Origin of the sequence: Mycolicibacterium vulneris (assembly GCF_002104765.1) — a bacterium.
Classification (GTDB): Bacteria; Actinomycetota; Actinomycetes; order Mycobacteriales; family Mycobacteriaceae; genus Mycobacterium; species Mycobacterium vulneris.
This window is the reverse complement of sequence record NZ_NCXM01000001.1, coordinates 137,194-151,076: the sequence shown is the minus strand read 5'-3', so window position 1 is coordinate 151,076 and position 13,883 is coordinate 137,194. Positions and strand designations below refer to the sequence as shown.

The window sequence follows — 13,883 nt, the reverse complement described above, 5'->3', positions numbered from 1 at the left end:
GCTCGGTTGCGAACATATTCTCCGTTCGGATGCCGTGGCAGTGGCTGTGACCGGCTGCTGGGGCGGAGATGATTCCGCGGTGAGGCGTCCTGTCGTTCGAAAAGCTGGTTACGCTGCGCTAGTAGACGAAGCTTGTCGCCTGAATGATCGATACTGCCAACGGTATCGCAAGTGTAATGATGCCGGGACATTGCTGGTTGCGGGGTAGCCGGCGTGAAGGAGAACCGGGATGGACGTCGTTTTGGGGGTTGCGGTCACCGGACCCGTCGCACGCTTGGCCCTGGTCGGGTCGGGCGCGCAGGGGGGCGGCGTGATCGACCAATCCGTCGTCGACCTCGCTGACAATCCGATCGGGACGCTGACCGAGACCGTGGTCGGCACGAACCGGCTGCTGGCCGGCGAGAACCACCGGCTGGTCGGCACCCGGCTGTGCTGGACCGACCATCCCGCCGCCGACCGGCTGCGGCGGGCGCTGGAGGACTCGGGCGTGCACAACGTCGCGGTGCTCTCCGAATCGCAGGCGGTGGCCGCCCTGATGCGCGCGGCCGGCCGCCCCGGCGCGGCGCTGGTGATGGACGACGCGACGGCGACGCTGTCGATGGTGGGGTCCGACAACGGCGATCCCGACGCGCCGCCGACCGTGCTGGCCAGCCAGCCGCTGGCGGGCGCGGCGAGCGGCGATGCGACGGCGGCGTTCCACACCATGATGGCGAACCTGAGCGCCCACCCCGACGCCCCGCAGGACGTGTATCTGCTCGGGGCGTCGCCCGATCTGCACCGGGTCGCCGACGAGCTCCGCGACGCGTCGACGATGCGGGTGCGGGTCGCCGAGGATCCCACCTTTGCGCTCGCCCGCGGCGCCGCGATCGCCGCCGCGCCTGCGGCGGTGCTGGGGGCCGGGGGTGCGACGGCCATGGCGCCGGCGATCGGGCTGACCGGCGACGAGACCGCCATGGCCCCGGCGGCCGGGGATGCCACCGCGATGGCGCCGGCGTTCGGGGATGCCACCGCCGCGGCCCCGGCGGCGGGGCTCACCGGGGATGAGACCACCGTCGTGCCGGCATCGGAATTCGCCGATCCGAACGCCGAAGACCACCAGCTGGCCTATTCGATGGCCGACGAGGGCGAGCAGTACCCGGGCGAATTCGACGAGTACGACCCCGAATTCGACGACTACGAGTACGGCGACGCCGACGAGGAGGCGCCGACGAAGCTGTCGCGACGATCGCTGGTGATCGGCAACGCCGTCGTGGCCTTCGCGGTCATCGGATTGGCGTCGCTGGCCACTGCGATCGCGGTCGCCGTTGAACCGACCGCCAGCCGCCAGCCGGTGGTGGGCGTCCAGAACGGCACCCCGGGCAAGTTCATGCCGATCCTGCCGAGCCAGCAGCAGGCGCCGCTGCCCCCGCCCCCGGCCGACGCGCCCAACGCCGGATTCCAGGGCGGCACCGTGCCGGCTCCCAACAACGTCCCGGCCCCCCAGCAGGTCGCGCCCCCGTCGGGAGGCGGCGTGCCCGCAGGCCCCGCGCCCGAGGCGCCGGTCAATCCCGGTGTCGTGCCCAATCCCGGTCCGGGCTGGGCTCCCCGCCCGAATCCCATTGTGCCGGTGCCGATCCCGATTCCCATCCCGATCCCGGGGTGGGGGCCGAACTATCCGCCGTACAACCCTCCCTACAACCCTCCCTACAACCCCCCATACAACCCGCCTTACACGCCGCCGACGACTACGCCCTATTCACCGCCGACCACCACGTACCAGCCGCCGACGACGACGTATTCGCCTCCGACGACGACGTATTCGCCGCCGAGCACCACGCACGAGCCGCCGACGACGACGTATTCGCCTCCGACGACGACGTATTCGCCGCCGAGCACCACGCATCAGCCGCCGACGAGCACCTATTCGCCGCCGAGCACCCGGGAAACCACCCAGGCGCCGCCGCCGACGCACACCCAGCAGACCGTGCCGCCGACGCATTCGCAGCCGGTCTATCCGCAGCAGCCGATATACCCGCAGGAGCCACACCCCCACCGCGGGTTCTGAGCGTGCCCGACCCCGGCGGTCTGGTGACGGTGGTCCTGCCCTGCCTCAACGAAGAGGAGTCGCTGCCCGCGGTACTGGCCGCGATCCCCGCCGGCTACCGGGCATTGGTGGTGGACAACAACAGCACCGACGACACCGCCGGGGTCGCGAGCCGGCACGGCGCCCGAGTCGTCGCCGAACCGCGGGCCGGGTACGGCTCGGCCGTCCACGCGGGCGTGCTGGCCGCGACCACCCCGATCGTGGCGGTCATCGACGCCGACGGCTCGATGGACTGCGGCGATCTGCCCCGGCTGGTCGCCGAGCTCGAGCGGGGCGCTGACCTGGTGACCGGCCGGCGCCGGCCGGTACCCGGGCTGCACTGGCCATGGGTGGCCCGGGCGGGCACCGTCGTCATGAGCTGGCGGCTGCGCACCCGGCACGGCCTGCCGGTGCACGACATCGCGCCGATGCGAGTGGCCCGGCGCGAAGCGCTGCTGCAACTGGGCGTCGTCGACCGGCGTTCGGGATATCCGCTGGAATTGCTGGTGCGTGCCGCGGCCGCCGGCTGGCGCGTCGTCGAACTCGACGTCAGCTACGGCCCGCGAACGGGCGGCAAGTCAAAGGTGAGCGGTTCGCTGCGGGGCAGCATCACCGCGATCCTCGACTTCTGGAAGGTGATTTCATGAGCGCGCTGCCGGTGACCCTGCTGGTGGTCGCCAAGGCGCCCGAGCCGGGCCGGGCGAAGACGCGGCTCGCGGCGACCGTCGGCGACCGCGTCGCCGCCGACATCGCCGCCGCCGCACTGCTTGACACGCTCGACGCGGTGGCCGCCGCCCCGGTGACCGAGCGGGTGGTCGCCCTCACCGGCGACCTGGACGCCGCGGCCAACGCCGCCGAGATCCGGCAGCGGCTGGCGTCGTTCACCGTGATCGCCCAGCGCGGTGCGGATTTCGCGGCCCGGCTCGCCAACGCGCACGCCGATGCGGCCGGCGGGTTTCCGGTGCTGCAGATCGGCATGGACACCCCCCAGGTGACTGCGGACCTGTTGGCCGGATGCGCGCGCCGGCTGCTCGAGACGCAGGCCGTCTTCGGGCCGGCCCAGGACGGTGGCTGGTGGGTGCTCGGCGTGGGGGAGCCCGCGATGGCGCAATGCCTGCGCACCGTGCCGATGTCCGCGGCCGAAACCGGCGAGCTGACCTTGAAGACATTGCGCGACAGCGGTATTGACGTGGTGACGGTTGAGGCGCTGGCCGATGTGGACTTCGTCGACGACATCGCGGTGGTGCGCGACGCCTGCGCACCCACCAGCCGCTTCGCGCGCGTCACCCGCGCGGCCGGCCTGTAGCGCTACCAGTTCGTCAGGATGATCGTGTTGAGCGCCAGCGCGCCGACGGCGTTGAGCGCCAACCAGATCCGGTGTGAACGCACCGGAAGGAGTGCGGCCGCGGCGGTGAGCCAGATGGTGAACGGCAGCCAGATGCGTTCCACCTCGGCCTTGCTGAGCATGCTCAGGTCGGCGAAAACGATGGCGGCCAGCATGCCCAACAGCAGGAGATGAAAGCCGGAGCGCCGCCGGATGGCGGCCCAGTCGAACACCCTGCTGATTCCGGCGACGCCGCCCAACCCGATCGCGCACACCACGCACGCCAGGTTGGCCCAGCTCCAATACTGGAACGGCCGGAATTTGGCGATGCCCTGCCAATAGCGTTGCTGCACAAGGATATAGCCGTCGAACCAGAAGAACCCCGCGACGGCGAAGGCGACCGCCACCGCGATCGCGGCCAGCGCCGCCGGGCCCAGGGCCCGCAGGATCGCCCGCCAGTCCGCCCAGCCGTTGCCCGGCCGCTGGGCGGAGGCCAGCACCGCCAACGCCGGCAACCCCATCAGCATCAGGCCGTAGTTACAGAACACCCCCCAGCCCAGCAGCAGCCCCGCGCCCGCGGCCGTCAGCGCGGGGAAGCGGACCGGGCGGTGCACCGCCACGGCCAGCAGCGCGATGCCCCAGGCCGCCACCCCGGCGAAGTAGCCGTCGGCCGACACCGCCACCCAGATCGCCGTCGGCGCCAGGGCGACGAACGGGGCGACGCGCCGCGCGGTCGGCTCGTCGGCCAGCGCGCGCACGGCGATCATCACCGCGGCCGCTGCGCTCGAGCCGGCCAGCAGGCACAGCAGCCCGGCCCAGGCGCCGCCGTGCAGGCCGAGCCGGTCCAGCCAGACGAACGTCAGCAGCGCGCCGGGTGGATGCCCGGACACGTGGGTGGTCCACGAGTTCGGCTGGTAGTCCACGATCCGGCTCGCGAACGTGCGCAGCGTCGCACCGATGTCGGTGATGCGCGGCACCTGCGACAGGTATTCGTCACGGGTGGTCAGCCGGCCGGCGAAGCCGCGCTGCCAGCCGTCGATCATCGCCAGCGCGAACGCCCACCCGCACGCGATGGCCCAGCTGCCCAGCGTCAGTGCGCGCCACGAAAGGCGTTGCGCCAGAATCGGTCCCCACGCGACAACGGCGATCGCCAGGGCGATGGCCGGCCCGGTTCCCCAGCCGGCGTGGATCAGCCATTCGCCGAAGATCGGTGCGGCGCCGGCGTGGGTGGCGAACTTCTCGGCACCGACGTCCAGACGCGGCCGCACCCCTAGGTTCATCCGCGGCAACACGAACGCCGCCGCCACCAACACCACCCCGACCGTGACCGCTACCGCCTCGCGCACTGCCTCCCGTCGAGCGATCCTCACGGACGAACAGCCTATTGATCGCTCGCGCCGCCGAATCGGCGCACCAACGCCGCCCGGTCGACCTTGCCGATGCCGCGGCGCGGCAGGGCGTCGACGATGTGCAGCTCGCGCGGCGCGGCGGTGGCGTCCAGGGTGCGGGTCACCTGCGCGCGCAGCGCGTCCAGGGTCGGCGCGGCGGACCCGTCGCGCACCACGACCGCGGCGACCACCCGCTGCCCCAGCCGGTCGTCGGCCACCCCGAACACCGCGCAATCGCTCACGGCCGGATGGGTGCACAGCGCCGCCTCGACCGGCTGCGGCAGCACGGTCAGCCCGCCCGTGCTGATCGCGTCGTCGGCGCGGCCCAGGACGGTCAGCACACCCGCGTCGCTGACGGCGCCGAGGTCGTCGGTCGCAAACCAGCCCGGCTCGGCGAACGGATCCGGGTCAACCGGGTTGCGGTAACCCTTGGCCAGCGTCGCGCCGCCGATGACGATGCGCCCGTCGACCGTGCGCAGCCGTACCCCGTCCAGCGGGACGCCGTCGTACACGCAGCCCCCGGCGGTCTCGCTCATCCCGTAGGTGCGGACCACGGTGATGCCCGCCCCGGCCGCATCGTCGAGAACCGGTCGTGGCGCGGGTCCGCCGCCGAGCAGGACGGCGTCCAGTTCGGCGAGGGCGGCCGTGGCGGCCGGGTCGCCGAGCGCCTTGGCCAGCTGCGCGGCAATTAGCGAGGTGTAGCGCCGCCCCGAGCCCAATGCCCTTATCGCACCGGGCAATTCAACGACATCAAACCCCTTGGAGGGGTTAGTGACGTCCATCTCGACCGGTGTGGAGCCGGCGAGCAGGCTGCGCACCAAGACCTGCACCCCGGCGATGTGGTGGGGTGGCAGCGCGAGCAGCCAGCGGCCCGGCCCGCCGAGGCGGTCATGGGTGGCCGCCGCGCTGGCCATCAGGGCGGCGCCGGTCAGCAACGCGCCCTTGGGAATTCCGGTGGTTCCCGACGTCGCCGCGACCAGGGCCACGTCGTCGTCGATGGCCTCTCCGACGCGCAGCCCCACCCGCAGCGCATCCGACTCGCGATCGTCGGCCAGGGCGACCAGTGCGGGGTCGCGCCCGTCCAGCACCCGTTCCAGCGCGGGCAACAGCGACGAGGCCGCCGATCCCGGCGGGAGGTGCAGGGCGCGCAGTACCGCTATGCCCGGTCCCCGGCCTCGTCGGCGTCATCGAAGGGCCAGCCCTGGGCCGCCAACCGCACCCGCACCCGCTCGATGTCGGCGGGTGACGGCAGTTCGTCGGTGATCTGCGTGATCAGCACTCCGATGTCGACGTCGTCGAACTCGCCGCGCCGGACCAGCTCGGAGGCCACATCCTTCACGTCGTCGTTGGACATCCGCCGGGCCAGCAGCGCGAGCACAGGGAAGGTGTCGGTCGGCGGCACGCCCTCTGGGTATCCCGCGCGGAGCCAGGAGACGATCGAATTCAGGAATCCATTCATGCTGTGACAACACCCCCCGGTGTTTGGCTTAGCACATCCGTGGGCATCAATCGATGCTACTTGGCTTTGGCTCCGAGGAACGGGTAGCCGGTGTGATGCGCGATGAAGTCACGTGAGATGTACGCCAGCGCGAAGGCGATCACCAGGATCACCACCGCATAGATCGCCCAGGCGACGGCCAGCAGCGCCGGGTTCTTCTGCGGCGAGCCGCCATCGGTGCTGACCTGTCCTGCGCCGATCGCCTGGAAACGCAGCCCCAGGGCGAACAGCCCCGGTAGCGCGGCGCCGGCCAGCATCGAGAAGAGCAGGATCTTGAGGGAGGCCTGGTAGTTGAACCAGTCGCTGAAGTGACTCATCGCGCGTTCGCCTTAATGGTCGGGTCGTCGGAGCCGTACCGAGGCGGCGTGGGTCCGGTATCCGTGGGCGGCCCTTGGGCGTCCGTGCCCTCGAGCCCGCTGGTCAGATCGCCCTTCCACTCGGCGTTGACATTGTTGTGGTCGACCTTGACCTTGCGCGACCGGATGTAGATGGTCGCGGAGACCGCAATCAGCAGCGCGAAGCCCACGATGGCACCCGGGTAGCCGCCGATCAGGTGCACGATCCAGTAGGTGAGCGCACCGACCAGCCCGGCCAGCGGGAGCGTGACCAGCCACGCGACACCCATGCGGCCGGCGACCCCCCAGCGGACCTCGCCGCCGGGCTTGCCCAGCCCGCTGCCCAGCACCGAGCCGGTGCAGACCTGGGTGGTCGACAGCGCGTAGCCGAAGTGGGCGGAGAGCAAAATCACCGCGGCCGAAGAGGATTCGGCCGCCATGCCCTGCGGCGACTGGATCTCCACCAGGCCCTTGCCCAGGGTGCGGATGATCCGCCAGCCGCCCAGATACGTGCCGAGTGCCATCGACAGCGCACAACCGACGATGACCCACAGCGGCGGCATGGAAGCGGTCTTGCTGACCGAGCCGTAGGACATCAGCGCAAGGAAGATGATGCCCATCGTCTTCTGCGCGTCGTTGGTGCCGTGCGCCAGCGAAACCAGCGACGCCGAGCCCCACTGCCCGTACCGGAAGCCGGCCTCGGTGCGCTTAGCCGGGATGCCGCGGGTGATCCGGTAGACCAGCCAGGTCGCGAGCGCGCCGACCGCGATGGCCAGGATCGCCGACACGACCGCCGGGATGATCGCCTTGGACACCACGCCCTTCCAGATCACCCCGTGTGCACCGACGGCGGCGATGGTGGCGCCGACGATGCCGCCGATCAAGGCGTGCGACGAACTCGAGGGGATGCCGAGGAGCCAGGTCAGCAGGTTCCACACGATGCCGCCGACGAGGCCGGCGAACACCAGCTCCAGCGTCACGATGTGCCCGTCGATCAAGCCCTTGGCGATCGTCGCGGCGACGGCGGTGGACATGAACGCACCCACGAGGTTCAGCACCGCGGACAGCGCGACCGCTACTTTCGGCTTGAGCGCACCACTGGCGATCGAGGTCGCCATCGCGTTGCCCGTGTCATGGAAGCCATTCGTGAAATCGAAAGCCAATGCCGTGATTACGACAATGATCAAGAGGAACAATTGGATGTTCACAGCGCCTGATTCTGGTGGTAGGAGGTTTCCATTGTCGAATGCTGGTAGAGGCGAATTCCGGGTATACCTTGAACCGTCGCCAGATGTTACCTCTCAGTTAACCGGTGTTTCTCTGTTGTTCACCTCGGGTGTCACGCCGTAACGGGTGCTCCGGCGGCACTTCGACGAAAATGAGCGTGAGGCCATCCGGATCGGTCACATGCATCTCTTTCAAGCCCCATGGTTCCTGGCGAGCTTCGCGCGCGATCGGCACCCCGCGGCCCGCCAATTCGGCTTGGGTGGCCTCGATGTCGCGGACCTGTAGCCACAGCGCGCCGGGGAAGGCGGCCTGCGAGGGATCGGGCGCGCCGTAACCGGCCAGCTCCAGCAAGGACTGGCCCGCGAAAAAGACTGTGCCAGCGCCGTAGTCGCGCCAAATCGCCAGCCCGATCTCGTCGCGGTAGAAGGCTAGCGAGCGCTGATAGTCCGACGGCCGCAGCAGCATCCGACTGGCCAGGATCTCCATGAAAGCGTGTCTACCACGTGGCCCGGTCAGCCATCGGTCTTGCGGTTGGGCTGGATGCTCTGGCGCTGCATCACGGCGTTGACCCAGCGCGGGCCGAAGGTGTCCAGCGCCTTGGCGGCGATCGCCATCCGCGGTGCGATGCGGACCGGGCGGGTGCGGGCGGCGGTGATCATCCACTCGCCGGCCTCCTCCGACGTCAGCGCCGGCATCCCCTCGTAGGCCTTGGTCGGGGCGATCATCGGGGTGGCCACCAGCGGGTAGTACAGCGTGGTGGAGTGCACGCCCTTGTCGCCCCACTCGGTTTCCACCACTCGGCTGACGGTCGACAGCGCGGCCTTCGAGGCGTTGTACAGCGCGAACAGCGGCGAGGCCTCCGACAGCACGCCCCACGTCGAGACGTTGATGATGTGGCCGTCGCCGCGCTCGATCATCCCGGGGGCGAGGCCGCGGATCAGCCGCAGCGGCGCGTAGTAGTTGAGCACCATGGTGCGCTCGACGTCGTGCCAGCGTTCCAGCGACTCGGCGAGTGGCCGGCGGATGGACCGGCCGGCGTTGTTGATCAGGATGTCGATTCCGCCGAGACGCTTTTCCACGTCGGCGACCAGCGCGTCGACGGCGTCCATGTCCGAGACGTCGCACGGGATCGACAGCGCTTCGCCGCCGGCGCCGGTGATCCGCTCGGCCAGCGCGTCAAGCAGATCCTGGCGACGAGCGACGACGACCACCGTGGCGCCCGCCCGGGCGAACTGTTCGGCCGCGGCCTCGCCGATCCCCGACGAGGCCCCGGTGAGCAGGATGCGCTTGCCGGCCAGCTCGATCGGCTTGATCAGCGGACGGTTGACCAATACTTGCGGCGCCATGGGGGGTCGCATGGTCGCCAGCACGAACTGGTCGGCGATCCGGCGGAGGGGGCTCTTGCTCACTGACGGGAGTCTAGGCGGGCGCGGGCACCTCAGAAGTACCGGGGAAAGCGGCTCCAGTCCGGGTTCCGCTTCTCCAGGAAGGCGTCGCGGCCCTCGACGGCCTCGTCGGTCATGTACGCCAGCCGGGTGGCCTCGCCCGCGAACAGCTGCTGACCCACCAGGCCATCATCGAGCAGGTTGAACGCGAACTTCAGCATCCGTTGCGCCTGAGGGGATTTGGCGTTGATCTCGCGCGCCCATTCGATGGCCTCCGATTCCAGCTCCGCATGGTCGACGACGGCGTTGACCGCGCCCATGCGATGCATCTGCTCGGCGGTGTAGGGGCGGCCCAGGAAGAAGATCTCGCGGGCGAACTTCTGGCCGACCTGGCGGGCCAGGTACGCGCTGCCGTAGCCGCCGTCGAAGCTGCCGACGTCGGCGTCAGTCTGCTTGAAGCGGGCGTGCTCGCGGCTGGCCAGGGTGAGGTCGCAGACCACGTGCAGGCTGTGCCCGCCGCCGGCCGCCCACCCGTTGACCAGACAGATGACCACCTTGGGCATGAACCGGATCAGCCGCTGGACCTCGAGGATGTGCAGCCGGCCGGCGCGGGCGGTGTCGACGGTGTCGGCGGTGTCGCCGCTCGCGTACTGGTAGCCGCTGCGCCCGCGGATGCGTTGATCCCCGCCCGAGCAGAACGCCCAGCCGCCGTCCTTGGGCGACGGTCCGTTGCCGGTGAGCAACACCACGCCTACGTCGGGGGACATCCGGGCGTGGTCGAGTACTCGGTAGAGCTCGTCGACGGTGTGCGGCCGAAACGCGTTGCGCACCTCGGGCCGGTCGAACGCCACCCGCACCGTGGCGTCGTCGACGTGCCGGTGATAGGTGATGTCGGTCAGGTCGCCGAACCCGTCCACGGGTCGCCAGGCCTGCGCATCAAAGGGGTTGTCACTCAATCTTTTTGAACTCCTATGCCGGGTCCAGCCGGAATACCGGACACACGCCGGCCAGCACCTCGAACTCCTCGGGGCGGCCGTCGGTGACCAACCCAGAGCGTTTCATGAAGCCGACGCCGGTGGGCACCTCGGTGGGGAACGCCCGCAGCAACGGCCGCGCCGCGTCGGCGGGCAACTCCACCATCCGCACTCGCTCGGACTGCCGGCCGCGGGCCAGCGTCACATACTCGGCGGCGCGGACGTTGCGGATCCAATCCGCACCCGGGAATCCGCCCACCACATACCGCTTGCCGTCCACCGTCATCGGCGTCACCGGCGTCGACCGGGGCGTCCCGGACTTGCGTCCGGGCACGGTCAGCACCACCGGGCTTTCACCGCCGAAGCTCAGGCCGAGCCGCGACATCCGGATGAAGACTTTGTTCGCCGGCTTGAGCCACCACGGTGGTTTCAGCCCGTCGGGCGTACCCATGCCTGACACAGTAGTCAGCTCTGTGGCGCCTCCAGGAAGGGTCCGACACCATGCGCCCAGGGATCGGCGCCCGGCGTGGCGACCGCGTCCAGCCGGGCGATCGCCTCGGTGCTCAGCGTGACACCGGCCGCGCTGACGTTCTCCTCGAGGTGGGCGATAGACCGGGTGCCGGGGATCAGCAACGTGTTCGGCGTGTGGGTCAACAGCCAGGCCAGCCCGACCTGGGCGCCGGTGACGCCCAGATCGCCGGCGATGTCGGCGATCACCGGGTTGTCGGCGACCTTCGGGAACCCCGGGAAAGCCGAGCCGAGCGGGAAGTACGGCACCCACGCGATGCCCTCGGCCGCGCACAACTCGAGCGCCGCCTCCTGAGAGCGGTCCAACACGCTGTAGGCGTTCTGCACGCAGACGATTCCGGCGGGCAGCGCGCGCCGCACGGTCTCGAGGGGCACGGCGCTGATCCCGATCCCGCCGATCTTGCCCTCGTCGCGCAGCGCGATCATCTCGGCGAGTTGGTCATCGAGGTCGACGATCTGGTCGCCCTCGGCGGCCAGGCCGGGACCGAGGTCGAGGCGGCGCAGGTTGACCACCGGGATCTGGTCCAGGCCGAGATGGCGCAGGTCGTCTTCGACGGCCGCGCGCAGTTCGGCCGGCCGTTGGGCGGCGGCCAGCGGAATCGGTTGTTCGCCGGTGTAGCGCGCGCCGACCTTGCTGACGATGACGAGGTCGTCGGGGTAGGGGGCCAGCGCCGCGCGGATCCGGCGGTTTACCTCGCCGGGGCCGTAGAACGACGCGGTGTCGATGTGGTTGACGCCGAGTTCGACGGCACGGCGCAGCACTGTGGCCGCGTCCTCGACCGTCGGCGCCTCGAACAGCTGCATGGCGCCGTAGCCCATGCGGGCAACGGGCGCCGTGCCGATGCTGCCGGTACCGCCGGGCTGTGGTTTGTCGGTCATGATGCTCCTCGGCTCGTGACACACTGGAGAAATGCGGAGGACCCTCCGCTTCGGTCAGCGTAGCAGAAACGGAGGAACCTCCGCTTTGGTCGGACGATCGGATGCGCGTCGCAATCGCGAACGGCTACTGGAGGCGGCCACCGCGGCGTTCACCGCGCACGGCGGATCGGTGTCGCTGGAGTCGATCGCCCGCGACGCCGGGGTCGGAATCGGCACGCTCTACCGCCATTTCCCGAACCGGGAAGCCCTGGTCGAAGCGATCTATCGGGCCGAGCTCGCCGAGGTGGCCGCGGCCGCCGAGCAGCTGCTCAAGCGGCATCCGCCCAAGGTCGCGCTGCGTCACTGGATGGACCGGTATGCGAGCTTCGTCGCCGCCAAGCGCGGAATGGCCGAGTCCCTGCACGCGATCTTCGACTCGGGCGCTCTTGCGCCCAGCCAGACGCGCGACAGCATCGTCGGCGCCGTCGAAATGCTGTTACAGGCGGGCGCCGACGACGCGAGCCTGCGCGCCGACGTGCAGGCCGAGGACGTGGTGTCCAGCCTGATCGGCATCTTCATCGCCAGCGGCTCGCCGGAGCAGACCGGCCGCATGCTCGACCTGCTCGTGGCGGGCGTCGCGGCCTAGCCCACGGAGCGGGCGGCGCCCTCCCAGAACTGCGCACGCACGGCCTTCTTGTCCGGCTTGCCCAGCCCGGTCAACGGCAGCGAGTCGGCCAGCACCACGCGCTTGGGCGACTGCACCGAACCCTTGCGGTCCTTGACCGCCGCCTGGATCTCGGCGGTCATCTTCTCGATCGCGGCGTCGTCGCGGGGCGCGTCGGAGCGCAGCACCACCACCGCGGTGACGGCCTCGCCCCACTTCTCGTCCGGCGCCCCGACCACGCACACCTGCGCGATGGCCGGGTGCTCGGCGACGACGTCCTCGACCTCGCGCGGGAACACGTTGAAACCGCCGGTGACGATCATGTCCTTGACCCGGTCGACGATGAAGTAAAAGCCGTCCTCGTCCTCGCGGGCCATGTCGCCGGTGTGCAGCCAGCCGTCCTTGAACGTCTCGGCCGTCGCCTCGGGCAGGTTCCAGTAACCGCCGGCCAAAAGCGGTCCACTGACACAGATTTCACCCGGCTCGCCCTGCGGCACCGGCTTGCCGTCCTCACCGAGCAGGGCCACCCGCGCGAAAAGCGTTGGGCGCCCGCAGGATGTCAGCCGCTTCTCGTCGTGCTCGCCCTTGGCCAGGTAGGTGATGGCCATCGGCGCCTCGGACTGCCCGTAGTTCTGGGCGAAGATCTGGCCGAACCGGCGGATCGCCTCGGCCAGCCGCACCGGGTTGATCGCCGACGCGCCGTAATAGACGGTCTGCAGCGACGACAGGTCGCGGGTGTGCGAATCCGGGTGGTCCATCAGCGCATACAGCATCGACGGCACCAGGAACGTGGCCGTAATGCGCTTCTCCTCAATGGTTTTCAGCACGTCGGCCGGATCGAACTTGGGCAGCACATGCATCTCGCCGCCCTTGATCAAGGTGGGCAGGAAATACGCCGCCCCGGCGTGCGACAGCGGGGTGATCATCAGGAACCGCGGTTCCTCCGGCCACTCCCACTCGCTGAGCTGGATCTGGGTCATCGAGGAGATCGACTGCGCTGTGCCCATCACGCCCTTGGGCTTGCCGGTGGTGCCGCCGGTGTAGGTCAGGCCGATGACCTGATCGGGCGGCAGGTCCGCGGCGGTCAGCGGCTGCGGGTCGTACTTGGCCGCCTCGGCCGCCAGATCCACCACCTGTCCCTTCAAGCCGCTGAGCGCCTCGGGCACCGGGCCGATGGTGAGAATCTGCTTGAGCCCGGGCACCTTCTCCAGCAACGCCAGCGCGCGCTCGACGAACATCGGGTTGGGGTCGATGATCAGCGAGCTGATGCCGGCGTCGTTGAGCACGTAGGCGTGGTCGTCCAGCGAGCCCAGCGGGTGCAGGGCGGTGCGCCGGTAGCCCCGGGTCTGCCCGGCGCCGATGATCAACAGCACCTCGGGACGGTTGAGCGACAGCAGGCCCACCGCGACGCCGGTGCCCGCGCCCAGCGCCTCGAACGCCTGGATGTACTGGCTGATCCGCTCGGCCATCTGACCACCGGTCAGCGTGGTGTCACCGAGGAACAGCACCGGCTTGGTCTTGTGGCGCTTGAGCGCGCCCACGAGCAGGTGGCCGTTATGGGTCGGGTTGCGCAACAGGTCGTCACTCATGTGGCAAGACTAGAACGTGTTGCAATTTGGGTCAGCCGCACCCTGTTCAAC

The 13,883-nt window shown here is 69.9% G+C and carries 15 protein-coding genes; 4 read left to right on the top strand and 11 right to left on the bottom strand.

What is annotated here, in order from left to right:
* The first annotated feature begins 229 nt into the window (after positions 1-229).
* From B8W69_RS00670 to B8W69_RS00660, 3 genes are read left to right on the top strand one after another with little or no spacing between them, the layout of a single operon-like run.
* Positions 230-2,044, top strand: coding sequence for a DUF7159 family protein (locus B8W69_RS00670; protein WP_085288046.1), 1,815 nt, complete (start codon positions 230-232; stop codon positions 2,042-2,044).
* Between the two features lie 2 nt (positions 2,045-2,046).
* Positions 2,047-2,709, top strand: coding sequence for a glycosyltransferase family 2 protein (locus B8W69_RS00665; RefSeq protein WP_085288045.1), 663 nt, complete (start codon positions 2,047-2,049; stop codon positions 2,707-2,709).
* Positions 2,706-3,368, top strand: a complete 663-nt coding sequence (locus B8W69_RS00660) for a TIGR04282 family arsenosugar biosynthesis glycosyltransferase (protein ID WP_085288044.1) — start codon at positions 2,706-2,708, stop codon at positions 3,366-3,368. Before B8W69_RS00665 ends, B8W69_RS00660 begins: the two co-directional genes overlap by 4 nt.
* 2 nt (positions 3,369-3,370) lie before the next feature.
* Here B8W69_RS00660 and B8W69_RS00655 read toward each other — a convergent pair whose 3' ends face one another.
* The 10 genes from B8W69_RS00655 to B8W69_RS00610 all read right to left on the bottom strand — a co-directional run bounded on the left by B8W69_RS00655 (position 3,371) and on the right by B8W69_RS00610 (position 11,600).
* Positions 3,371-4,732: a hypothetical protein gene (locus B8W69_RS00655; RefSeq protein WP_085288043.1), complete on the bottom strand. Its 1,362-nt coding sequence runs from the start codon at positions 4,730-4,732 to the stop codon at positions 3,371-3,373.
* Between the two features lie 35 nt (positions 4,733-4,767).
* Positions 4,768-5,862: an o-succinylbenzoate--CoA ligase gene (gene menE, locus B8W69_RS00650; protein ID WP_245843032.1), complete on the bottom strand. Its 1,095-nt coding sequence runs from the start codon at positions 5,860-5,862 to the stop codon at positions 4,768-4,770.
* Between the two features lie 68 nt (positions 5,863-5,930).
* Positions 5,931-6,233: a DUF3349 domain-containing protein gene (locus tag B8W69_RS00645; protein ID WP_085288041.1), complete on the bottom strand. Its 303-nt coding sequence runs from the start codon at positions 6,231-6,233 to the stop codon at positions 5,931-5,933.
* Between the two features lie 56 nt (positions 6,234-6,289).
* Entirely contained in the window at positions 6,290-6,589 is a 300-nt protein-coding gene (locus B8W69_RS00640) for a hypothetical protein (protein WP_065030047.1), read from the bottom strand.
* Positions 6,586-7,815 (bottom strand): inorganic phosphate transporter, encoded by a 1,230-nt coding sequence (locus tag B8W69_RS00635; RefSeq protein ID WP_085288040.1) that lies wholly within the window; start codon positions 7,813-7,815, stop codon positions 6,586-6,588. Before B8W69_RS00635 ends, B8W69_RS00640 begins: the two co-directional genes overlap by 4 nt.
* 97 nt (positions 7,816-7,912) lie before the next feature.
* Positions 7,913-8,320, bottom strand: a complete 408-nt coding sequence (locus B8W69_RS00630; protein ID WP_085288039.1) for a VOC family protein — start codon at positions 8,318-8,320, stop codon at positions 7,913-7,915.
* 26 nt (positions 8,321-8,346) lie between these two features.
* Positions 8,347-9,243: an SDR family oxidoreductase gene (locus B8W69_RS00625; protein ID WP_085288038.1), complete on the bottom strand. Its 897-nt coding sequence runs from the start codon at positions 9,241-9,243 to the stop codon at positions 8,347-8,349.
* Positions 9,244-9,272: 29 nt separating this feature from the next.
* Positions 9,273-10,175 carry a 1,4-dihydroxy-2-naphthoyl-CoA synthase gene (locus B8W69_RS00620; RefSeq protein ID WP_085288037.1) on the bottom strand — a complete coding sequence of 301 codons (903 nt, stop codon included), beginning with the start codon at positions 10,173-10,175 and terminating at the stop codon, positions 9,273-9,275.
* Between the two features lie 13 nt (positions 10,176-10,188).
* Positions 10,189-10,644, bottom strand: coding sequence for a nitroreductase family deazaflavin-dependent oxidoreductase (locus B8W69_RS00615; protein WP_085288036.1), 456 nt, complete (start codon positions 10,642-10,644; stop codon positions 10,189-10,191).
* Between the two features lie 14 nt (positions 10,645-10,658).
* Positions 10,659-11,600, bottom strand: coding sequence for an aldo/keto reductase (locus tag B8W69_RS00610; protein ID WP_085288035.1), 942 nt, complete (start codon positions 11,598-11,600; stop codon positions 10,659-10,661).
* 85 nt (positions 11,601-11,685) lie between these two features.
* On the opposite strand from B8W69_RS00610, the gene B8W69_RS00605 reads away from it, so the two are divergent.
* Positions 11,686-12,225, top strand: coding sequence for a TetR/AcrR family transcriptional regulator (locus B8W69_RS00605; RefSeq protein ID WP_085288034.1), 540 nt, complete (start codon positions 11,686-11,688; stop codon positions 12,223-12,225).
* Here B8W69_RS00605 and fadD8 read toward each other — a convergent pair.
* Positions 12,222-13,832, bottom strand: coding sequence for a fatty-acid--CoA ligase FadD8 (fadD8, locus tag B8W69_RS00600; RefSeq protein WP_085288033.1), 1,611 nt, complete (start codon positions 13,830-13,832; stop codon positions 12,222-12,224). The genes B8W69_RS00605 and fadD8 overlap by 4 nt on opposite strands.
* Positions 13,833-13,883: the final 51 nt, after the last annotated feature.